Source organism: Streptomyces sp. NPDC020597, assembly GCF_044335095.1.
GTDB lineage: Bacteria > Actinomycetota > Actinomycetes > Streptomycetales > Streptomycetaceae > Streptomyces.
In genome coordinates this window covers 134,309-155,328 of the sequence record NZ_JBIRUL010000005.1, presented here as the reverse complement: position 1 = coordinate 155,328, position 21,020 = coordinate 134,309, and the positions used below count along the sequence as shown (strand labels likewise).

The 21,020-nt window shown below is 72.3% G+C and carries 17 protein-coding genes; 8 read left to right on the top strand and 9 right to left on the bottom strand.

From position 1 onward, the window contains the following. The first annotated feature begins 55 nt into the window (after positions 1-55). Complete coding sequence (gene sthA, locus ACH4ZA_RS11545; RefSeq protein WP_398429050.1) at positions 56-1,459, top strand: Si-specific NAD(P)(+) transhydrogenase; 1,404 nt, start codon at positions 56-58, stop codon at positions 1,457-1,459. Between the two features lie 34 nt (positions 1,460-1,493). On the opposite strand, the gene ACH4ZA_RS11540 is transcribed toward sthA, so the two are convergent. Continuing rightward, on the bottom strand, positions 1,494-1,955 hold the full coding sequence (locus ACH4ZA_RS11540; RefSeq protein WP_398429049.1) for a DUF5709 domain-containing protein: 462 nt from the start codon (positions 1,953-1,955) through the stop codon (positions 1,494-1,496). Between the two features lie 342 nt (positions 1,956-2,297). Between ACH4ZA_RS11540 and ACH4ZA_RS11535 the strand changes: the two genes are divergently transcribed. Beyond that, the gene (locus tag ACH4ZA_RS11535; protein WP_398429048.1) at positions 2,298-3,770 is read left to right on the top strand and encodes an APC family permease; all 1,473 of its coding nucleotides are present in this window, start codon (positions 2,298-2,300) and stop codon (positions 3,768-3,770) included. Between the two features lie 11 nt (positions 3,771-3,781). Then, positions 3,782-4,741, top strand: a complete 960-nt coding sequence (locus tag ACH4ZA_RS11530) for a hypothetical protein (protein ID WP_398429047.1) — start codon at positions 3,782-3,784, stop codon at positions 4,739-4,741. Between the two features lie 13 nt (positions 4,742-4,754). On the opposite strand, the gene ACH4ZA_RS11525 is transcribed toward ACH4ZA_RS11530, so the two are convergent. The 3 genes from ACH4ZA_RS11525 to ACH4ZA_RS11515 form a co-directional block, all read right to left on the bottom strand. Next, complete coding sequence (locus ACH4ZA_RS11525; protein WP_398429046.1) at positions 4,755-7,097, bottom strand: glycoside hydrolase family 65 protein; 2,343 nt, start codon at positions 7,095-7,097, stop codon at positions 4,755-4,757. Beyond that, positions 7,094-7,846, bottom strand: a complete 753-nt coding sequence (locus ACH4ZA_RS11520) for an HAD family hydrolase (protein WP_398429045.1) — start codon at positions 7,844-7,846, stop codon at positions 7,094-7,096. Before ACH4ZA_RS11520 ends, ACH4ZA_RS11525 begins: the two co-directional genes overlap by 4 nt. 140 nt (positions 7,847-7,986) lie before the next feature. Then, positions 7,987-8,382: a YybH family protein gene (locus ACH4ZA_RS11515; RefSeq protein ID WP_398429044.1), complete on the bottom strand. Its 396-nt coding sequence runs from the start codon at positions 8,380-8,382 to the stop codon at positions 7,987-7,989. 55 nt (positions 8,383-8,437) lie between these two features. Between ACH4ZA_RS11515 and ACH4ZA_RS11510 the strand changes: the two genes are divergently transcribed. Together ACH4ZA_RS11510 and ACH4ZA_RS11505 are read left to right on the top strand one after the other, a co-directional pair. Further along, positions 8,438-9,091: a nucleoside/nucleotide kinase family protein gene (locus tag ACH4ZA_RS11510; RefSeq protein ID WP_398429043.1), complete on the top strand. Its 654-nt coding sequence runs from the start codon at positions 8,438-8,440 to the stop codon at positions 9,089-9,091. After that, positions 9,081-9,677 carry a hypothetical protein gene (locus ACH4ZA_RS11505; protein WP_398429042.1) on the top strand — a complete coding sequence of 199 codons (597 nt, stop codon included), beginning with the start codon at positions 9,081-9,083 and terminating at the stop codon, positions 9,675-9,677. Before ACH4ZA_RS11510 ends, ACH4ZA_RS11505 begins: the two co-directional genes overlap by 11 nt. Before the next feature lie 54 nt (positions 9,678-9,731). Here the strand turns inward: ACH4ZA_RS11505 and ACH4ZA_RS11500 are convergent, their stop codons facing one another. The 5 genes from ACH4ZA_RS11500 to ACH4ZA_RS11480 form a co-directional block, all read right to left on the bottom strand. Further along, positions 9,732-11,450 carry a hypothetical protein gene (locus ACH4ZA_RS11500; RefSeq protein ID WP_398429041.1) on the bottom strand — a complete coding sequence of 573 codons (1,719 nt, stop codon included), beginning with the start codon at positions 11,448-11,450 and terminating at the stop codon, positions 9,732-9,734. A gap of 2 nt (positions 11,451-11,452) precedes the next feature. Then, on the bottom strand, positions 11,453-12,355 hold the full coding sequence (locus tag ACH4ZA_RS11495) for a carbohydrate ABC transporter permease (protein WP_057581829.1): 903 nt from the start codon (positions 12,353-12,355) through the stop codon (positions 11,453-11,455). Next, positions 12,352-13,266 (bottom strand): carbohydrate ABC transporter permease, encoded by a 915-nt coding sequence (locus ACH4ZA_RS11490; protein WP_398429040.1) that lies wholly within the window; start codon positions 13,264-13,266, stop codon positions 12,352-12,354. The genes ACH4ZA_RS11495 and ACH4ZA_RS11490 overlap by 4 nt, the downstream gene beginning before the upstream one ends. Positions 13,267-13,384: 118 nt before the next feature. After that, positions 13,385-14,713 (bottom strand): extracellular solute-binding protein, encoded by a 1,329-nt coding sequence (locus ACH4ZA_RS11485; RefSeq protein ID WP_398429039.1) that lies wholly within the window; start codon positions 14,711-14,713, stop codon positions 13,385-13,387. A 274-nt stretch (positions 14,714-14,987) separates the two neighbouring features. After that, positions 14,988-16,121, bottom strand: coding sequence for an ROK family transcriptional regulator (locus ACH4ZA_RS11480; protein ID WP_398429038.1), 1,134 nt, complete (start codon positions 16,119-16,121; stop codon positions 14,988-14,990). Between the two features lie 323 nt (positions 16,122-16,444). Between ACH4ZA_RS11480 and ACH4ZA_RS11475 the strand changes: the two genes are divergently transcribed. From ACH4ZA_RS11475 to ACH4ZA_RS11465, 3 genes are all read left to right on the top strand, one after another. Continuing rightward, a complete protein-coding gene (locus ACH4ZA_RS11475) occupies positions 16,445-17,353 on the top strand; it encodes an N-acetylglucosamine kinase (protein ID WP_398429037.1) in 909 nt (302 codons plus the stop codon). 192 nt (positions 17,354-17,545) lie between these two features. Next, the gene (locus ACH4ZA_RS11470; RefSeq protein WP_398429036.1) at positions 17,546-19,465 is read left to right on the top strand and encodes a phosphatase PAP2 family protein; all 1,920 of its coding nucleotides are present in this window, start codon (positions 17,546-17,548) and stop codon (positions 19,463-19,465) included. A 438-nt stretch (positions 19,466-19,903) separates the two neighbouring features. Beyond that, positions 19,904-20,848, top strand: coding sequence for a MurR/RpiR family transcriptional regulator (locus ACH4ZA_RS11465; protein ID WP_398429035.1), 945 nt, complete (start codon positions 19,904-19,906; stop codon positions 20,846-20,848). Positions 20,849-21,020 lie beyond the last annotated feature (172 nt).

Genomic DNA, 21,020 nt, shown 5'->3' with positions numbered 1-21,020 from the left:
GAAGATCTTCCGCCGCCCTTTCCCTGGGCGCCCCCGCACTGCCAGACTGCGGAGGATGCCCGACTTCGACATGCTCGTCCTCGGATCAGGTCCCGGCGGTCAGAAGGCCGCCATCGCCGCGGCCAAACTGGGCCGCCGGGTCGCCGTCGTCGACCGCCCCGACATGGTCGGCGGGGTCTCCCTGCACACCGGCACCATTCCCTCCAAGACGCTGCGCGAGGCGGTGCTCTATCTGACCGGCCTCACCCAGCGCGATCTGTACGGTCAGAGCTACCGGCTGAAGGAGAACATCACCGTCGCCGATCTGACCGCCCGCACCCAGCACGTGGTGAGCCGTGAGATCGACGTCATCCGCAGCCAGTTGTCCCGCAACCACGTCGCCCTCTTCGCCGGCACCGGCCGCTTCGTCGACGACCACACGATCGCCCTGCGGGAGGTCACCGGCCAGGAGCGGCTGATCAGCGCCGAGCACATCGTGATCGCCACGGGCACCCGGCCGGCCCGCCCGGACAGCGTCGAGTTCGACGGCCGGACCATCCTGGACTCCGACAACGTCCTGACGATCGAGCGGGTGCCGCAGTCGATGGTCATCGTCGGCGCCGGCGTGATCGGCATGGAGTACGCCAGCATGTTCGCCGCGCTCGGCAGCAAGGTGACGGTGGTGGAGAAGCGGGCCGGGATGCTCGACATGTGCGACGTCGAGGTCATCGAGTCGCTCAAGTACCACCTGAGGGACCTGGCGGTGGCCTTCCGCTTCGGGGAGACGGTGGCCGCGGTGGAACGGCATCAGCGTGGCACGCTGACCGTCCTCGAGAGCGGCAAGAAGATACCGGCGGACGCGGTGATGTACTCGGCGGGCCGACAGGGGCTCACCGACGAACTCGACCTGGACAAGGCGGGGTTGACGGCGGACCCGCGAGGGCGGATCGAGGTTGACGAGCACTACCGCACACCGGTCGGGCACATCTACGCCGTCGGTGACGTCATCGGTTTCCCGGCCCTCGCCGCCACGGCGATGGAACAGGGCAGGGCGGCCGCGTACCACGCCTGCGGCGAGCCCGTCGGACGCATGCACCATCTGCAGCCGATCGGCATCTACACCATCCCGGAGATCAGCTTCGTCGGGCGGACGGAGGACCAGCTCACCGAGGAGCGCGTGCCGTTCGAGGTGGGCGTCGCCCGATACCGCGAACTGGCCCGCGGGCAGATCATCGGCGACGCGCACGGCGTCCTCAAGCTGCTGGTCTCCCCCGAGGACCGCACCCTGCTCGGCGTGCACTGCTTCGGCACGGGCGCCACCGAACTGATCCACATCGGGCAGACGGTGATGGGCTGCGGCGGGACCGTCGACTATCTCGTCGACGCGGTGTTCAACTACCCGACGCTGGCGGAGTCGTACAAGGTCGCCGCCCTCGACGCCACCAACCGGCTGCGGCAGTTGGAGCGGATGGACGACTGACCGGGGCGGCGCCGCCGCTCCCCGGCGGGCCTGCCTACTCCTCGACGATGTGGACGGCGGCCTCCTCGGCGGCCGCCGCCCCGCCGTCGATGCCGACGTCCTCGGCGATCTCCTCCTTGACGGCGTCCGGGTGGGCGCCCTCGTCGGGGGCGACGAGACGGCCCGCGCGCCGGTCGCCGGCCTCGGGGTCGACCGGCTCGCCCTCGCCGCCGGGCAGGTCGCCGACGCCGTCCCCGGCCGGCTCCGACACGTCCGGGACCTCTTGGGCGAGGCGCTGGTCGAGGCTCTCACCGTCATGCTGCTCGGCCGCGGTCGTGCCGTGCTTGGTGACGCCGAGCGGCTTCTCCGGCGGGGAGTAACCCTCGTCCAGGGCGTCGTCGTAGGTGCGTTCGTCGACGGCGTCCTGGAGGTCGAGCGGAGCCGCGTCCTCCTGCTCCTCGTTGGATCCGGTGGGCTGGTAGACGTCGTCGCCCATCGCCTCGGACTCCGTGCCCATGGTGCCTCCTCGTCGGCCGGCCTGCTGTTCTCCCCGTCCGCGTTTCCCGTGCGGCCCGCTCCAATCACGACACATGCCACCTGCACGGTCGGCCGTGAAGATTACCCACCCGTCAATCTTGAAAGCTCAAGAGTTGCGGCTATAGTCACTCGCACACTCGGTGTAACCGTCCGCCGACGCAGTGCTGAAACAGTGTCCTTGCGCGCCCCTCCCCGCCGACGTTCCCGAGGCCATCCCTCGCGCGCGGCGGCGCTCCACACGGCTCCACGTCCCACCCTTCACCCCCCATTCACCGCCGGGCCCCTCCCTCCCCCGGCGTGCACGACGAAAGCAGCGCCAACCATGAGCAACAGCACCGGCAGAGGGCTTCAGGCGAACGTGCTGAGCACCTTCGACACGGTGGTGATGGCGATCGCGGGCAGCGCCCCCGCCTACTCCATCGCCGCCACCACGGCCGTCCTGGCGGGCGCCGTGGGCCTGGCCGGCCCGGCGGCCCTGCTGTACTGCGCGATACCCATGCTGGGCATCGCGCTGGCGTTCAGCAGGCTCAGCCGGATCGACGTGAACGCGGGCGCCAGTTACTCCTGGGTGGGGCGCACGCTCCACCCCTTCCTCGGTTTCATCAGCGGCTGGGCGCTGGTGATCTCGGCGACCATCTTCATGGTGGCGGGGTCACTGCCGGCCGGGTCGATGACGCTGGCCCTGTTCGACGAGGACCTCGCCGCGAACACCGCGCTGTCCACCGTGGTCGGGGCCGCCTGGTTCGTCGTGATGCTGGCGGTGGTGCTGGGCGGGGCCCGGCTCACCGTCCGGGCCCAGCTGATCATGTCGGGCATCGAGCTGGCGATCCTGGCGCTGTTCGCGGTGCTCTGCCTGTTCCACACGGACAACTCCCTGCCGTTCGACTGGTCCTGGTTCGGCTTCGGCCACTTCGACGGGGTCTCCGGCTTCGCCGCGGGCGCGTTGGTCGCCGCGTTCTACTACTGGGGCTGGGACGTCACCAGCAACCTCAGCGAGGAGACCCGCAACAGCCGCCGTACGACCGGTCTGGCGGGACTGATCGGCGTGGGCGTCGTGTTCCTCCTCTTCGAGGTCTTCACCGTCGCGGTGAACATCGTCCTCAGCTCGCAGCAGATCGACGACAACGACGCGAACGTGCTGGCGGTGCTGGGGGAAGAGGTGTGGCCGGGCTGGGGCGGCAAACTGCTGATCGTGGCCGTGATGCTGTCCACGGTCGCCACGCTGGAGACGACCCTGATCCAGGTCACTCGCTCACTGTTCGCGATGGGCCGCGACCGTACGATGCCGTCCGCGCTGGGCCGGGTGCACCGCACCTGGAACACGCCCTGGGTGGCCATCGTGGTGGTGGGCGCGGTGGCGCTGGTCCTGTTCGTCGCCTCCAACGCACTGGGCTCGGTGGGCGACATCCTCGCCGACGCGATCTCGGCGATCGGCCTGCAGATCGCCGTCTACTACGGCCTCGCGGGTCTGGCGGCCGTCGTCGCGTACCGCAGGACGCTGCTGAGGTCGCCGTCGGACTTCCTCCTCGGCGGGCTGTGGCCGCTGTTCGGATCCGTGTTCATGTTCTGGGTGTTCGTGGAGTCGCTCGGCGAACTGGCGCCCACCGCGATCGCGATCGGCATCGGCGGGCTCGCCGTGGGCCTCGTGCCGATGCTCTGGTACTGGCGGCAGGGCAGTGACTACTACCGGCCCGCCCGGCTGGACGCCGCACGGACCGTCGAGGCCGGCTATGTGCCCGACGACCGCCCGGACGGGCGAACGGCCGCCCACGAGGGCCTCTCCACCGACTTCTGAGAAGGAACGTGATGGCGCGGGACCGCTTCGCTCCCGATTTCGACCCCGACTGCGGGGACGCCCCGCTTTCCTCCGTCAAGCACGACATCGTCATCGGGCGCTGGCAGGGCCTGCGGGACCTGCTGCGGTCGACCGGGCCCGACTGGCTCGCCCGCGGCCACCGCATGCGGATGCTCGCGCAGGCCTGCGCGAGCAGTTCCACGGTGGAGACCTGGCTGGCCGCCGAGCCGCACAGCGCCGACGCGCTGGTGCTGCGCGCGGCCACGGAGACGGCCCGGGCGTTCAACCTGGCCATCTCCGCGGGCCGGGGCGCGCCGATCGACCAGACACGGGTCGACGGCGCTGTCCTGGCGTGTCTGGCCGCGACCGAGGCCTATCTGGACGACCCGACGCCGTGGACCTCGCTGATCTCGGTCGCCCGCCTCTACCCCGCGGGGGTGCGGCGGCAGGAACTGGCCCGCTGGTGGGACGAGCTGCACCAGCGCGACCCCTACAGCATGGAGGGGCACCTCCAGGTCCTGCACTACTACTCCGCCCGCTGGCACGGCTCGCACGGGCTGATGTACGACTTCGCCCGGGACGCGGCGGGGGTGGCTCCGCCGGGCTGCCCCCTGCCGGTGCTGGTGCAGTACGCGCGCGTGGAGGAGTTCCGCCACGCCGTCGACACCGCGTCCGGGCGTCCCGCCTCGGTGGCCCTCGCCCAGCACTGGAACAACGACGGCGCGGTCAGCGACGTCCGCCGCACGTGGGACCGTTGGCTCGCCGGCCGCCAGGAGGCCGCCGTCGCCCCCGGTGAGCTGCGCGACGTCAACCACCTGGCCCACGCGGCGTGCGCGGCGCGGGTCGCCGACGTGGCGGCCCCGCTCCTGGCCCGCCTCGGCCGCCGGGCGACGCGCATGCCGTGGTCCTGCACGGGCGACCCCGCCCAGCAGATCGTCAGGTACCGCAGGGACCACGGGGTGCGCGACTGAGGGCGCTGCGGAGTCAGCGGAAGTTGGGTCCCCGGTGCGTCGGCTGGCTGGGCGCCGGACGTGCCGGGACCGGCGGCGCGGGACGCACGACGGGGCCGTCCCCGTTGACGTGCACGGGCTCGCCGTGGTGGCGGATCGTCAGCGGAGCCCCGGACAGCAGGGTGTACGCGGTCTTCTCCGGGCCGATCTCCACCCGCAGACAGCGGCCGAGCACCTGCACGCTGAAGGCGAGGCGGCTGAACCGCTCCGGCAGCCGGGGGGCGAACCGCAGGCTGTCCGTGTCCCTGCGCAGTCCGCCGAACCCGGCGACCAGGGCCGTCCAGGTGCCGGCCAGGGACGCGATGTGCAGTCCGTCCCGCGTGTTGTGCTCGAGGTCGGCCAGGTCCATCAGCGCGGCCTCGGCCGTGTACTCGTAGGCCAGCCGCAGATGCCCGGCCTGGGCGGCGACGACCGCCTGGCAGCAGGCGGACAGCGAGGAGTCGCGGACGGTCAGCGGCTCGTAGTAGGCGAAGTTGCGGGCGAGCTGCTCGTCGTCGAAGTGCCCGTCGCAGGTGTACATCGCCAGGACGAGGTCGGCCTGCTTGATCACCTGCTTGCGGTAGAGGTCGAAGTACGGGAAGTGCAGCAGCAGCGGGTACTGGTCGGGGCGGGTGCCGTCGAAGTCCCAGTGCTGGTAGCGGGTGAAGCCGGCGTGCTGCTCGTGGACGCCGAGATCGTGGTTGTAGGGCACGGACATCGCCTCGGCGGCGTCCCGCCAGGCCGCGCTCTCCTCGTCGTCGACGCCCAGCGCGGCGGCCTCCTGCGGATGGCGTTCGACGGCCGCCGCGGCCGCGAGGAGGTTCGCCCTGGCCATGAGGTTGGTGTACACGTTGTCGTCGGCGACCGCGCTGTACTCGTCGGGGCCGGTGACTCCGTCGATATGGAAGTGACCGTGCGCGTCGTGGTGCCCGAGCGCCCGCCACAGCCGGGCCGTCTCGGTCAGCAGCTCGACGCCCGTGGTCCGTTCGAAGTCGCGGTCTCCGGTGGCCTCCACGTACCGCACCACGGCGTCGGCGATGTCGGCGTTGACGTGGAAGGCCGCGGTCCCGGCCGGCCAGTACGCAGAGCCCTCGGACCCCTCGATGGTCCGCCAGGGGAAGGCGGCGCCGCGCAGCCCGAGCTGGGCCGCGCGCTCCCGGGCCGCGGGCAGGGTGTTCTGCCGCCAGCGCAGGGCCTCGGCGACCGCCACGGGCGCGGTGTAGGTGAGCAGGGGCAGCACGAACGTCTCGGTGTCCCAGAAGGCGTGGCCGTCGTAGCCGGAGCCGGTCAGCCCCTTGGCGGGGATGGCCCGCTGCTCGGCGCGGGCGCCGGCCTGCAGCACGTGGAAGAGGGCGAAGCGGACGGCCTGCTGGATCTCCTCGTCGCCGTCCACCTCGACGTCCGCGCGGGTCCAGAAGTCGTCCAGGTAGGCACGCTGTTCCTCGAGGAGGCCCTCCCAGCCGCTGTGCCCGGCCGCGGCGAGGGCGGCCTCCACCTGATCGCTCATCGCGGGCCGGGAGCGCACGCCGGACCAGCCGTGGGCGACGAGCTTCTCCACCCGCAGCCGCTGGCCGGGCTCCAGCACGGAGGTGACGGTGAGCCGGGCCACGTCGACGTTGCTCTCGCTGCTGAGGGTGGTCCGCTCGGGGCCGCTCACCTCGTGGTCGGCGGCCACGGCGACGCGCAGCCCGCTGCGCTTCGTGCGGTGGACCAGCCGCAGCCGACGGCCCACCGCGACGTCCTCCTCGGGTTCCAGCGGCGACTTCAGGGCGCGGGCCGCGCGCGGGTCGCCGTCGGGGTCGGGCAGGCTCTCGTTGGCCACCAGCTCGGACTGGATCACCACCCGGGAGCGGCTGCCGACGGCCTCCACCTCGTAGGCGACGGCGGCGACGGCCCGCTGGGCGAGCGACACCAGCCGCGTCGAGCGCACCCGGACCGTGGAGCCGGCCGGCGAGGTCCACTCACAGGTGCGCTCCAGCACGCCGCGCCGCAGGTCGAGCACCCGCTCGTGCGCGACGAGCCGGCCGTAGCGCAGGTCGAAGGGCTCGTCGTCGACCAGGAGTCGCAGGATCTTGCCGTTGGTGACGTTGATGACCGTCTGCCCGGACTCGGGGTAGCCGTAGCCCGCCTCGGCGTAGGGCAGGGGGTGCAGCTCGTGCACGCCGTTGAGGTAGGAGCCGGGCAGGCCGTGCGGCTCGCCCTCGTCGAGGTTGCCGCGCCAGCCGACGTGCCCGTTGGAGAGCGCGAACACGGACTCGCTCTGGGCGAGGACGTCCAGGTCGAGCTGCGTCTCGCGCACGCACCACGGCTCGACGGTGTAGGACCGGTCGGTGATCACGCGTCCCCTCCCTGCCCGATGAGGTCGTCCAGATCCTTGACGACGACGTCCGCGCCGTGCGCGTACAGCGCGTCGGTCTGTCCGACCCGGTCAACGCCGACGACGTGACCGAAGTTCCCGGCGCGGCCCGCGTCCATGCCGGCCAGCGCGTCCTCGAAGACGGCCGCGCGGGCGGGTTCGACGCCCAGGTCGCGGGCGGCGGCCAGGAAGGTGTCGGGGTGCGGCTTGCCGGGCAGGCCGCGCTCGGCCGCCACGACGCCGTCGATCCGGACGTCGAAGAGGTGCTCGGCGTGGAGGGAGCGCAGCACGTCGCGGGTGTTGGCGCTGGAGGAGACGATCGCCGTGCGCAGGCCACGCGCGCGTGCCGCCTCGATGTAGCGCAGGGTGCCGTCGTACGGCTCGACGCCCTCGGTGCGGATCCGCTCGAGGAGCAGCTCGTTCTTGCGGTTGCCGAGCCCGTGGACGGTCTGCGCGTCGGGCGGGTCGGCGGGGTCGCCCTCGGGCAGTTCGATGCCTCGGGAGGCGAGGAAGGTGCGGACGCCGTCGGCGCGGGGCCGGCCGTCGACGTACTCGTCGTAGTCGTCGGCGGGGTCGAAGGGCCGGTAGCCCGCGCCGTCGCGCGCGTGCAGGAACGCGTCGAAGGTCTCCTTCCAGGCGGCCGCGTGCACCACCGCCGTCCGGGTGACGACCCCGTCGAGGTCGAAGAGGCAGGCCTGGATGTCGTCGGGAAGACCGAGCGTCGTCGTCATACAGGGCCGGTTCCCCCACAACGCGTCTCCCAACGGTGTGGCGCGCGCCACACTCCCTTCCGTGACCGCCACCCGGCCGCCGCCGGCCGTGGCCCTCGTCGTGGCCGGTCGTCGTGGCGCGTCGTCGTGGCCCTCGACGGTCACTCGTGGGGGAACGAGTGGTGCTCGTGCGCGATCAGCCAGCGGCCGCCCTCCTTGCGCAGGCCGAACGTGAGCCGCAGCCGCAGGCCGGGGCAGTCCGCGAGCTCCTCGGGCGTGCCGCAGCGCAGCAGGGCGTGGGCGTAGGCGACGTCGTGACCGGCGGTGACGTCCAGGGTGTCGATGTCGAAGCAGGCGCCCTGGGCCTGCCAGACGAAGAACGGCGGCCAGGCGGCCCGGTAGGCGGCGAGGCCCCGGATGCCCTCGTGGGGCGCGGGCACGTCGTACATCACCAGGTCCTCGGCGTGGTGGTCGACGACCGTGTCGAGGTCGCCCCGGTGGACGGCGTCGGCCCAGCGGGTGATCAGGGTGCGGATCTGCGTCTCGTCGTCGGACACGTGCGTCCTCCTCTCCTTGCGGGTCTCCTGCCAGGAGACTGCGACACTCTGCTGTGTGCTCACTTTCGACGATCTGGTCCTGCGGGCCCGTTCCCTGGCCGGGGACCGCGGCCGGCGCACCCTGCTCGGCATCGCCGGAAGCCCCGGCGCGGGCAAGACCACCCTCGCCGAGCGCCTGGTGCGGGCGCTGAACGGCGCCGGGGAGCCCTGGGCGGCGCAGGTCCCGATGGACGGCTTCCACCTCGCGGACGTCGAGCTGGACCGCCTCGGCCGACGGGACCGCAAGGGCGCGCCGGACACCTTCGACGCGGCGGGTTACGCGGCGCTGCTGCACCGGCTGCGGGCGGAGGCGGACGACGGGGACATCGTGTACGCGCCGGGCTTCGAGCGGGTGCTGGAGCAGCCGCTCGCGGGGGCCGTGCCCGTCCCGCCCGAGGTGCGGCTGGTCGTCACCGAGGGGAACTACCTGCTCCTCGGCACGGGGGCGTGGGCGCGGGTGCGGGCAGCGCTGGACGAGGTGTGGTTCTGCGAGACGGACGAGGACGAGCGCGTCCGCCGGCTGGTCGCGCGGCACGAGGAGTTCGGCAAGGCGCACGAGGAGGCGGTGGCCTGGGTGCGCCGCAGCGACCGGCTCAACGCCGAGCTGGTGGCGACGACGCGGGACCGGGCCGACCTGGTGGTCCGGGCAGGGGCACCGGATGGGGCTTGACCTCACCGTGCTGGCGCTGGACTGGGGCCGGCTGGAGGCGACGCCGGCGGCCGGGCGGCAGGAGCTGCTGGACGAGGCCGCCTGCCCCGACGGCCCGGATCCGCGGGCCGCGCCCGAGGTGGGATGGGTGTTCCCCGCCTCGCCGGCGATTCCCTGGTGCGGCCGCTACGAGTTCCACAGCACCACCGGGTCGTACGCGCCGCACTTCTGGGCGGGCGAGGGCTGGGAGGCCGCCCGCGGGTTCGCCGACCCGGCGCTGCGGGACGCCCTGGACGGCTTCCTGCTCCCCCTGGTCCGGTCCGGGGACGACGTGCCGGAGTCCGGCCTGTTCGCCTCGGACCGCGCTGCGTGGCGCCCGCGGCTGCTCCTCGTGCGGCCGCCCGACGGCGTGCCCGGGGTCGCCGCTCACTGGGCCCGGGCGGAGCCCCTGCTGGAGGGGCTGCGCCCGGTGTTCGACCGGCACGCGGCGCGCCCGGGCGGGTGGGTCGCGGACTTCGACGCGTTCACGGTGCTGCTGCGCGAGTGGGCGGTGGTGGTCGACGAGGCGGCGCGACGCGGCTGGGGACTGCTCGGGCTGCCCGTCTGACGGCCGGCGCCGGTCTCCGGTGACGCCCGGCGGGCCGGCGGCGCGGACGCCGTGTCACACCGCCGGTGCGGACCGTCCCGCGCGCAGTGCGACGGTCAGGGTGTGCGGGCCGAGTCCACCGAGGTAGACGCGGTTGCCCGTCGTCGCGTCGGTGCCGCCCACCACGGTGTGGTCCTGGCCGGGGTCGTACCGCAGCACGTCGCTCCGGTCCGGCCCGGCGAGCGGTTCGCCTGCCTCGACGTCGGCCTCGACCCGGATCTCGTCGTCGCCGACCCGGTAGGTCATCGGCCCGGTCGTCAGGCACCGGCGTCCGTCGCCGATCGGTTCGGCGCCCTCCGTCACGCCACCGGGCCGGAACGTCAGCTCCAGCGCCCAGGGCACCCGCGGTCCGCTGATGTCGATGCGCAGGTCGGCGCCGTCCTCCCGCAGCTCCACCTCGACCCGGGTGGTGTGCGAGACCTCGTCCCGGGGCCGCTCCGCGAAGGACATGGCGGCCGAGAAACGGCCCTCGTCCGCCAGCCGGTAGGCGCCGTCGTCGCGCCGTCGGTCCTTGGCGAGCGGCTGGTAGTAGGCGGCCGTGAGGGTCTCGCTGAGCCGGTAGCGGTTGCCGGCGAGCCGCTCCATGTCGGCGGCGCGGAAGGGGCCCAGGTCGAAGAATCCCCGCGAGAGCCGGACCGCGTCGAGCACGGCGTCGCCCGCGAACAGCCGCAGAAAGGTGGGGTTGCAGGCGAGGCCCGAGCGGATGCGCCGGTGTTCGGGCACGTCGGAGCCGCCGTACACCACCGTGTGCGCGGTGGCCGAGGCGCGGGTGGCCAGGCGCGCGGTGGTGACGTACCGGTCGCGGGGCAGTGTCTGCGCGGCCGGTGCGGGCAGTGCGCGGCACAGGTCCGGGGTGAGGAGGGTCTCGGCGAGCAGGCCGGGGTCGTCGATGCCGCCGGCGGCCGCCAGCCGCGCCGCGCGGGCGAAGTCGCCCCGGCCGGTGCGGACCGCGAGCAGCCGGTAGTGGGGCAGGTAGGGCGCCAGCGGGAACGGGTGGTGCTGGTCCTGCCGTCGCGAGTGGACGGTCTCCACCGTGCCGTCCGGTCTGATGAGGTCCAGGGTGGCGGTGAGGTTGCGTTCGACGGCGCCCAGCAGGTCGGCGCGGCCGAGGACGCCGGCCAGCAGCAGCAGCGAGGGGTTGGAGACGTGGGCCGCGTAGTTGGCGCTGCGTTCCGAGTAGAGGCCCTCCGCGTCGATGTCGACGCCCTCGGCGAGCCACTCCTCGACGCGGTCGAGCAGCCGGTCGTCGGGGAACGAGCGGTGCAGCCGGGCCAGGGCCGCGGACAGCTCCCAGCGGTGGTTCGGGGTGTGGATCCCGCCGGTCAGGAGGCTGCCGGAGGCGGCGCCTGCGATCTCGGCGAGCACGGCCGTGACCTCGTCCAGTTCGGGCCCGGCGCCCGCGGCGAGGACGTGCGCGTCGCACACGTCGTTGACGGTGAAGGCGGAGTCCGGCGGTGACTGCACGTTGTCGCCGCCGGCGAAGAGGCCGGTGGACGTCTGCACGGCCAGCAGGGCGCGCAGCTGGGTCGTCGCCGCGGCGACGGCCCGGCTGCTGCCGTGCAGGGCCGAGTCCGGGGAACGGTACGCCGCGATCAGCGTCTTCACCCGGTGTGCCAGGACGCGGTGGGGCGCTCCGGCGGGGTCCTCGTCGGGGCGGTCGGCCAGCGGGACGGCCGCCCGGTCGGCGGCGCGGGCCACCGCACGGACGAAGTCGTGGTCGAGCTGGGTGGGCACGGTCAGTCCTTCAGTCCGGCGTTGATGTCGGCGCCCATGACGTAGCGCTGGAAGACGAGGAAGACGAGGATCAGGGGGATCATGGAGATCACCGAGGCGCCGAGCAGTACCGACCAGTTGATGTTCTGCGCGCCGACGATGCTCTGGATGCCGATCTGCACGGTGAACTTGTTCGGGTCGTTGAGCATCAGCAGCGGCCAGATGTAGTCGTTCCACCGCCACTGGAAGGACAGGATGGCGAGGGTCAGCATGATGGGCCGGGAGATCGGCACCATGATCCTCAGGAAGATCGACAGCTCGCGCGCGCCGTCGATGCGCGCGGCTTCCACGAGTTCGTCGGGCACCGTCAGGAAGAACTGCCGGAACATGAAGCATCCGGTCGCGGTGAGCACGGCCGGGAGGATGATGCCGGCGAAGGAGTTGTAGAGGCCGAGGTTGCGGACCACCAGGAACTCCGGGGCGAGCATGACCTCGCCCGGCAGCATCGTGGTGGCCAGGATGCAGATGAAGAACGCCTTGAGCCAGCGGTTGTCGTACTTGGCGAGGGCGTATCCGGTGCAGCAGCTGACGCCCACCGTGAGGATCGTCGTGATCACGCACACGATGGCGGTGTTGATGAAGTACTGGGAGAAGTTGGCGCTGTCCCACGCCGCCTTGAAACCCGACAGGGTGGGGTCGTGCGGAACCAGCGTCAGCGGATAGGAGAACAGGTCGCTGGCCGGCTTGAAGGAGCTGAGGATGAACCACAGCACCGGAAGCCCGTACAGGCACGCCAGGATCCACAGCAGTGTCGTCGCGGACACCGCCCGGCGGATTCCGCCGCTGCCCGCGCCGCGGGACCGCTTCTTGGAGACGGTCCGTCCGGAACCGGCGTCGACCGGGCGTGGGATGTCTGTGGTTGTCATCGGTTCTCCACCCGCCGGTTGACGATCAGCTGGACGATCGCGACGGCCATCAGGATGAGCATGAGCACGAACGACGCGGCGCTCGCGTAGCCGATCTGGCCCCGTTTGAAGCCGGTCTCGTAGATGTACTGGACGAGCAGGTTGTTCGAGGTGCCGGGGCCGCCGTTGTTGAGGGCGACGAACACCGGGTATTCCTTCATCGCGTTGATCGTGTTGAGCAGGATGACGATGAACGAGGTGGGCGCGATGCTCGGCAGCGTGATGCTGATGAACTGGCGCCACGGGCCGGCGCCGTCGAGCGCGGCCGCCTCGTAGTACGACACCGGCACGTTCTTGATCGCCGCGATGAACAGCAGCATCGAGAAGCCCGTCCAGGCCCAGGACGCCGCCATCACCACCACGATCAACGACAGGTCCGCGTTCGACTGCCACGGGACGGCGCTTCCGCCGAGCTTCTCGATGACATAGTTGACCAGTCCGAAGTTCTCGCCGAACAGCCACCGCCACAGGACGCCCACGACGATGGGCGACAGCAGCCACGGGATGAAGAAGATGACGCGGGCCACCGACGCGCCCTTGGCGTGCTTGTTCACCACCAGGTTGGCGGCGAGCAGCGAGAGCCCGAAGTTCAGCGGGACGAAGAGCACCGCGTACAGCAGCGTCCGGGTCAGCGCGTCGTAGAACGTGGAGTCGCCGACGAGGTTGTGGTAGTTCTCCAGCCCCACGAACTGGAACGCCCCCACGCCCGTGTAGTTCGTGAAGGAGTAGACGAACCCGATCACCGCCGGCCAGACGAAGAACAGCGAGAAGAGCACGACATTGGCCGCGATGAGGACGAGCGGCGCGAGGACGTAGCGGCTACGTCGTCTCCTGGGCGGGCTCACGGACACGTCCGGGGCGTGTTTGGTCATCTTCCTGACTCCGTGCTGATGGAAGGGATCTTCGTGGGCTCACGCCATGAGCCCGGCATCACGTGGGTGTCCAGGGCCGGGCGGCGGGGGTTCAGGACCCGCCGCCCGGCCCTGTGGCCTACGATCCGGTGCCGACCTGCTGGTTGTAGCCGGCCACGATGTTCTCCAGGGCCTTGTCGGCCGACTGCTGGCCGTTGATCGCCTTGCCGAGCTCCGTCTTGGTCGGGTCCTCGGTGATGCTCTTGCCCTTCAGCACCCATTCCGTCTGGGCGCCGTTGAAGTAGCCGGAGATCGGGGCGTAGAGCGGGATCTCCTCGTTGTACAGCTTGAACGCCGCCTGCGCCGCCTCGGAGGTGAAGGGGTACTTCGGGTTCAGCCCGCTCTCGACCGGCAGGAAGCCGGACGTCTCGCACAGCACACGGTAGTTGTCCGGCTTGTACAGCCAGGACATGAACTTGGTCGTGGCGGCGGCCGCGTCGCCGTTGTTGTTGAAGCCGACCATCATGCCGCCGGCGTTGACGTCGGAGGCCTGCACCGGCTCGGCGGGGGTCGGGACGCTCGCCCACTCGAACTTCTTGATGCTCTCGGCGAAGGAGGCGACCTGCCACACGCCGGACCAGTAGGCGACCACGTCACCGCTCTGGAACATCGCCGACGGGTCGGCGCCGCTGGTCCACACCGACTTCGGCATGGTCTTGTCGTCGTTCCAGCCGACGAAGGTGTTCACGGCCTTCTTGGTCGCCTCGTCCGCCGAGAACTTGCCGGAGTCGTCGGCGTGGACGTACTTGCCGCCCATCTCGTAGACCATGGCGCGCAGCCGGGACGGCGACTGGTCGAAGGTCAGGGAGTACTTGGCCTTGGTCTTCTCGCGGACCGTGTTCGCCGCCTTGATGAAGTCGGTCCACGTCCAGGTCTTCTGGGGCGAGGTCGGGAAGGCGACGCCGGCCCTCTCGAAGAGCGACTTGTTGATGTACAGGCCGGACGCGGTGACGTCCGAGGGGATCGCCAGCACCTTCCCGGAGTCGTCCTTGGCGATGAAGTTCGTGTTGATCTTGTTGGTCTTGTTCTCGGCGATGGACTTGAGGTCGATCAGCTTGCCCGACCAGATCGGGTCCAGCGACGGCACGGCCGCCACGTCGGGCAGGGAGTTCGCCTGCGCGGCGTTCTTCAGCTTCGTCGTGTACCCGTCGTAGGGGATGTTGACGAGCTTGACGTCGACGCCCTCGTCCTTCTTGTACTGCGCCACCAGCTTCTTCCAGCCCGCGTCCTGCCCCGGAACGGTGGAGATCCAGAACGTCAGGGACTTGGAGGTACCGCCCGAGCTGCCGTCCGACCCGCAGGCGGAGAGCAACAGGGCGCCTGCCGTGGCCACGGCAGCGAGGGGAACCATCCGGCGTATGCCGCCGCGGCCGAGTCGGCGGGAGCGCCGCACACCCACACTGGTCATCTTCGATCCCTTTTCGTCGTAGGGGACGGAGCACGGCGCCGAACAAGGCGGCACGGGTGCAGTTTGCAGGAGGTTTCGCTTTCCGGGGGCACGGCCTCGCCCGGCCGCGTCGCCTAGACGGGTGGGGTCCCCGGCCATGAGGGCCGTCGTCGCACAAGCACGCCCTCGTGCGGCTGCCGTACGTCGAGTACGGGCGGGACGCTCACCCCAAGCCGGCGTCCCGGCCGACTTAGAAAGCGCTTGTCCGGACATTGGCAGACCGAGTCGCGGGCCGTCAATCCTTGGCCCGCGCCGCATCGGTCACGGTTTGGACTCCCCGGGCGACCGCGAGCCGTGCGGCGCCCGCGACGGTGCCGGAATCGCCGACCGTGCTGCTGACCACCTCGGTGGGCCAGCTCAGCCGTGCCAGCTCGGCCCGCACACCGGGCAGGAGCTGCGGATCCGCACCGGTGCTGCCGCCGAGCACGATCAGTCCGGGGTCCAGTACGGCGGTCACCGCGGCGGCGAGCCGGCCCACGTCCACGGCGTGCCGGCCGACGATCTCGCCGGCCGTGGCCGTACCGGCCCCGGCCAGGGCGAACAGCCGCTCGGTGGTGCGCGGACAGGGCCCGTCGGAGGCCTGCCAGGCCTCTTTGGCCCGGCGCAGCAGGGAGCGGGCGCCGATGTACTCCTCCAGGGCCTCCCGGCGCGGCTCGCGGCCGTCCTCCCAGGGGTAGGGCAGACGGGCGAGCTCTCCGGCGGCGCCGTTCGAGCCGCGCAGCACCTGCCCCCCGACCACGATGCCGAGACCGATGCCCACGCCGATGCGCAGATAGCCGAAGGTGTGCCGGCCCCGGGCGGCTCCCTCGTGCAGTTCCGCGAGCGCCGCGCAGTTGACGTTGTTCTCCAGCCGGACGGGCACGCCCGGGGGCAGGGCGACCGCCATGGCGTCGAAGACGGGACCGGCCTTGGCGGTCGCGGGGCGCATGCCGCTGCCCAGCCGGTCCCGCGCGGCCACGTCGCCGACGGCGACCACGATGGAGCGCAGCGGCCCACCGCCGGGCAGCGCGTCCAGCGCCTCGCGCACGGCGTCGGCGGCGTCCTTGCGGGAGGCGGTGGCCTCGGCGAGCAGTGTGCCGTCGAGGGCGCAGCCCCTGACCCGGGTGACCGAGGGGCCGAGATCGACGGCCAGCACAGCGCCCGCGGCCGGGCCGAGGCAGTAGACGGCGGCGGAGCGGCCGGTGCCGCTGGAGGCGGTCCCCGAATGCGCGGCGAGGCGGACGGCCTCGAGCTCCGCGACGGCGGAGGACACCGTCGGTTTGGACAGTCCCGCCAGGCTCGCGAGCTGCGGCCGGGTCGCACTGCCCGCCTGGGCCAGCACGGCGAACACGGCGCTGGCGCTCTCGGTCAGGCGGGGGGCTTCCACCACGTCGAGTTCCACAGTTTCCCCCACACGGGTACAGGGCCGCGCGCGCCGGACGAGATCGTCCCGGCTGGCTGCGGCGATGGGATGCACCGACGTCGCGCGTTCCCGCCCCGTGCGGGCCCGGCGGGCCGCACGGTGGTCGAGTGCGCGATTCCTCTTGACGCACTGTACTTCGTTAGTTAACTTCCTAACGAACTTCACGGTACTCGCCTGCCGTGCTTCGTCAGAGGCCCGTCCCGGGGCTTCCCGTTCCCTCCATGCCTGTTCCCTCGGTCACGGTTCGCCCGCCGTCGCAGCACGTCAAGCGCAACGACGAAAGAGGATCCGTGCAGGACTCCCTCCCTTCGAGCCCCCTCGTGGTCGGCGTCGACGTGGGCGGCACCAAGACGCATCTGCGTGCGCTCGCGGGCGACCACGTCGTGGTCGACCACGTGCGCGCCAGCAGCGGCTGGCGGCCCCACGACCCGGTCGCCGCCGCGCACTGGCTGGCCGCCCTCCTCCGTGAGGCGCTGCCGGCGCAGGCACGTCCCGCGGCGCTCGCCGTCGGGGCGCACGCCTGCGAGACCCCCCTGCAGTGCGCGCGGATCCGCGTCGCCCTCCAGGAACTTCTCGGCGCGCCCGCGCACCTCGTGGGCGACGCCGAGTTGCTCGTTCCTGCGGCCGGTCTGGACAAGGGCGTCGGCCTCGTGGCCGGCACCGGCTCGGTCGCGGTGGGACGGCTGCCGGACGGCGCCCCGGTCCAGGTGGGCGGGTGGGGCGCAGTACTCGGCGACGAGGGCGGCGCCGCCGGTGTCGTCCGGGAGGCCGCCCGTGCCGTGTGGGCCGCACACGACCGGGGCGAGGCCCCCGACGCCCTCGCGCTCGGCCTCGTCTCCTCCTTCGGCGTGCCGGAGGTCCCGGCGCTCGGCGCCGCGCTGGAGAGCGCGGCCGACGTCTCCGCGGAGTGGGGGCGGCACGCTCCCGTCGTCTTCGCGGCCGCCGCCGACGGCTCCGCCCTCGCCCGGTCCGTGATCGCCCGCGCCGGCGAGGACCTCGCGACCCTCGTGGCCCGTCTGGCGGCGCGCGGGGTCGTGGTCGACGACGTCGTCGTGGCGGGCGGCACGGTGCTCGGGCAGCGCGCGCTCTACGAGGCGTTCGCCGCCGCACTCGGCGCCGCCGTGCCGGGAGCGCGGCCGCAGCCGCTCACCGTGCCGCCGGTAGAGGGCGCGGTGGCACTGGCGCGCTCACTGCTGTGAGCCGCCGCCGGCACGTTCACCCACAGGACACGCACCGGTCGCCGGGCACTCGCGAAAGCGACACGACCCGGCCGTAGATCTTCGCTCAGACGCGTCACCCGGCTCACGGGATCGTCGCACGACCCGCGGACCGCCGACGCGCACCTCCTCCCTCCGGCCCTTCGGCCGAGGCCACTCCAGGAAGGCACATTCATGCCGTCACCCGCCGGGCTCAGCTCTCCCTCGGCCGTGAACAGAAGGCGTTTCCTCCAGTTCTCCGTGGGCGGGTCGGTGGCCCTGGTGGCCGTCCCGACGCTGGCCTCCTGGCCGGCCTCCGCCGCGGACGCCAAGGCCGTCACCGGTCCGCTCCCGTTCGTCGACGACTACAAGACGAACGTCATGGCGAACCTCACGCCCGAGACCAACGCGGCGGTCCGCGCCCTCGGCGGCTTCGCCCGTGTGTGGAAGACCGGCTCGGCATGGAACACGGGCACGCCCCTGCGGCCCGACATCCTGCGCGCCAACATGCGCTACTGCATCGCGCTCACCCGCAACCGCACGGAGGCCCAGGGCAGGGAGGCCTTCCTCTACGACCGTCAGCACCAGAGCTACTCGACGATCGCGGGCCTCGGACCGCTGGCGGACCTGTACAAGGCGGGCGCCAAGGCCGTCACGTCGATCACTCGCGCGCCGGACGGCATACCGCCCGCCAAGATCGACGACGCGGTGCCGGCCGACGCGCCCGCCGGCTCCGCCCTCGGCGCCGGTTCGCACGACTCCGACCTCGGCCTGGTCGCCACGCTCGTCGACACGGTGCGCGGCAACTACGCCTCGGGCAACCCGAGCAAGTACGCGTACCAGTACCCGCGGCCGTGGCGCATGAACGAGAACAGCGAGGTCGTCGACACCGGGACGACCGACGCGCTCGGCTTCCCCGTCTACGACTCGAAGGTGGTCGTCGTCCCGCAGCTGCTGCGCCAGCGCAGCACCTCGCCGACGGACGACGGCGGATTCCCGAGCGGCCACACCAACGCCTTCCACCTGGCGTCGCTGGCGTACGCGTACGCCGTGCCCGAGCGGTTCCAGGAGCTGGTGACGCGCGCCCTGCAGCTGAGCCACACCCGGATCATGTCCGGCATGCACTCCACCGTGGACGTCATCGGCGGCCGCATCATGGCCACCGCGCTCGCCGCCGCCACGCTCGCCGACCCGGCCAACGCCGAGCTGAAGGCGGCCGCCCGCGCCCAGGCCCTGGCCTACTTCACCGAGAAGACCGGCACGACCGCCGACACCCTGTACGCCTACGCGCACTCCGACGCCTCCGACGAGTACGCCGACCGCGAGGCCAACGCCCGCGCCGTCGCGCCCCGGCTCACCTACGTCCTCACCAGGGAGGGCCGCAAGGAGCCCCTGACGGTGCCCAAGGGCGCGGAGGTGCTGCTGGAGACCCGGCAGCCGTACCTCACCGCGGCCCAGCGCCGGGAGGTACTGCGCACGACCGCGCTGCCTTCCGGGTACGTGCTGCTCGACGGCTTCGAGCAGTGGGGCCGGCTCAACCTGTTCGCCGCCGCGGACGGTTACGGCGCCTTCGAGCGCGACGTCACCGTCACCCTGGACGCCGCCAAGGGCGGGTTCCAGGCGGCCGACGCCTGGCGCAACGACATCGCCGGCGAGGGCGGCCTCACCAAGCGCGGTTCCGGCACCCTCACCCTGACCGGGCACAACCGCTACCACGGCGGCACCGTGGTCGAGGCGGGCGTACTCGTGGCCGGGCACGCGAACGCCCTCGGCCAGGGCGACGTGCGGCTGACCGGCGGCACGCTGCGCGCGGGCGAACCGGTGCGGGTGTGCGGCGCGTGGTCCCAGGAAGCCGGCGCGGTGCTCGACCTGACGCTGCGCGGGCACCACGGTCCGGCGCTGACGGTGTCCGGGCGGGTCCGGCTCGACCGGGGCTCGGTGCTGTCGCTGCGTCTCGACGCCGAGCGGCCGCCGGCCGCGGGGACGACCGTGCCGGTGATCACGGCGTCGGCGGTGCGCGGCCAGTTCGACCGCGTCGAGCTGCACTGCGCCCACCTGCGGGCCGTGCCCGTGTACACGGCGCACGGGCTGTCGGTACGCCTGCTGAAGCGGTAAGCCCCCGTCACGGCGGGAGCCGGCCCGGGGCAGACCGATGCCACCGCCGAGTCCGCTCCCGCCACCCCGCGCCACGCATCGCCCCCCCGGACACCCGGCCTCGCGCCGGAGCCGGTGTCACTCGGGCCGGCACCGGGCCCCAGGGCCGGTGCCACCCCAGGGGCCGCTGTCGACCTCAAGGCCCTTGGCGCGGGGCAGGGCGGCGACGCCGCCGGGTCCGGACCGGCCGGTGACGGCGGCCGAGTCCCGGACGACACGTGCGGCCTCGGGTCCCCGGACGGTCCGGGACGGCCTCGGGTCCCGGACGGCACGTGACGGCGGCCCGCCGCGCGGCATGGCGTACCGGGGGTAAGCCGGGATCACCGGGGGTGCGGGAGGGATCCCGGGTCACCGTCCGGCCGCCCTTGCCCGCCGGGTCCCTGGGCTATGTTGAGCTTCGTGGAAGACAAGGGAGGCGCACCGGCGCCATCGCCGCAGCAGGCACGCGCACAGGCATCCGCGATCACCTCGGGCAGGACCGGACCGGAGACGGAGCTGTCCCCGACCTCCCGGCTGCGGGCGCTCTTCGACGGGCCCCAGCTCTCGCCGGGACAACGGCGTATCGCCCAGTATCTGATCGAGCACATCACCGAGGCGGCGTTCCTGTCGATCACCGACCTCGCGGAGCGGGTCGGCGTCAGTCAGCCCTCCGTGACCCGGTTCGCCGCGGCGGTGGGCTTCAGCGGGTATCCCGCGCTGCGGGAGAAACTCCAGTCGATCGCCCTCGGAGCGCTGGCCGGCGGCCCGGCCGCGGAGGTGAACCGCAGCAACGAACTCCAGGCGGCGGTCGACGCGGAGATCGAGAACCTGGAGAACCTGCGGCGCGACTTCGCCGACCCGGACCATGTCATCGACGTCGGCCGGCAGCTCTCCCAGTCGACGCCGCTGACCATCCTCGGGCTGCGCATCTCCGCCTCGCTGGCCGAGTACTTCGCGTACGCCGCCCGCCGGGTCCACCCGGACGTGCGGCTGGTGACCCGGGGCGGCAGCGTCGCCTACGACGCGCTGCTGCAGTCCCGGGAGGCGGGCGGGACCTGGGTGCTGGCGTTCTCGATGCCCCGGCACGCGCAGGAGACCCTGACCGCCGTGCGGGTCGCGCGCAGCGCCGGGCTCAAGGTCGCGCTGATCACCGACCTCGCGCTGGGGCCGGTGGCCGACGAGGCCGACGCCGCCTTCGCCACCGGCACCGGCTCCCGGCTGGTCTTCGACTCGTACGCCGCCCCGGGTGTGATGGCCGCGGCCCTGCTCCAGGCCATGACCGACGCGGGCCCCGAGCGCACCCAGGCGCGGCTCGAGGAATACGAGCAGATCGCCGAGCAGCATCAGTTCTTCCTCCGGGAATGACCGTTTCCTCCAGACCCACCCCCCTCCCACACAAAAGACCAACGGGATCAATACGGGCATTTCCCGCATGAATGTTTTCATACGTCTTGCAAACCCGTCGGCATATATAAATACTGCTCACGGCCGCACCCGCCCCGCGAAGGGCTCCTGTACGGGCACCCGAAGAGCGCCG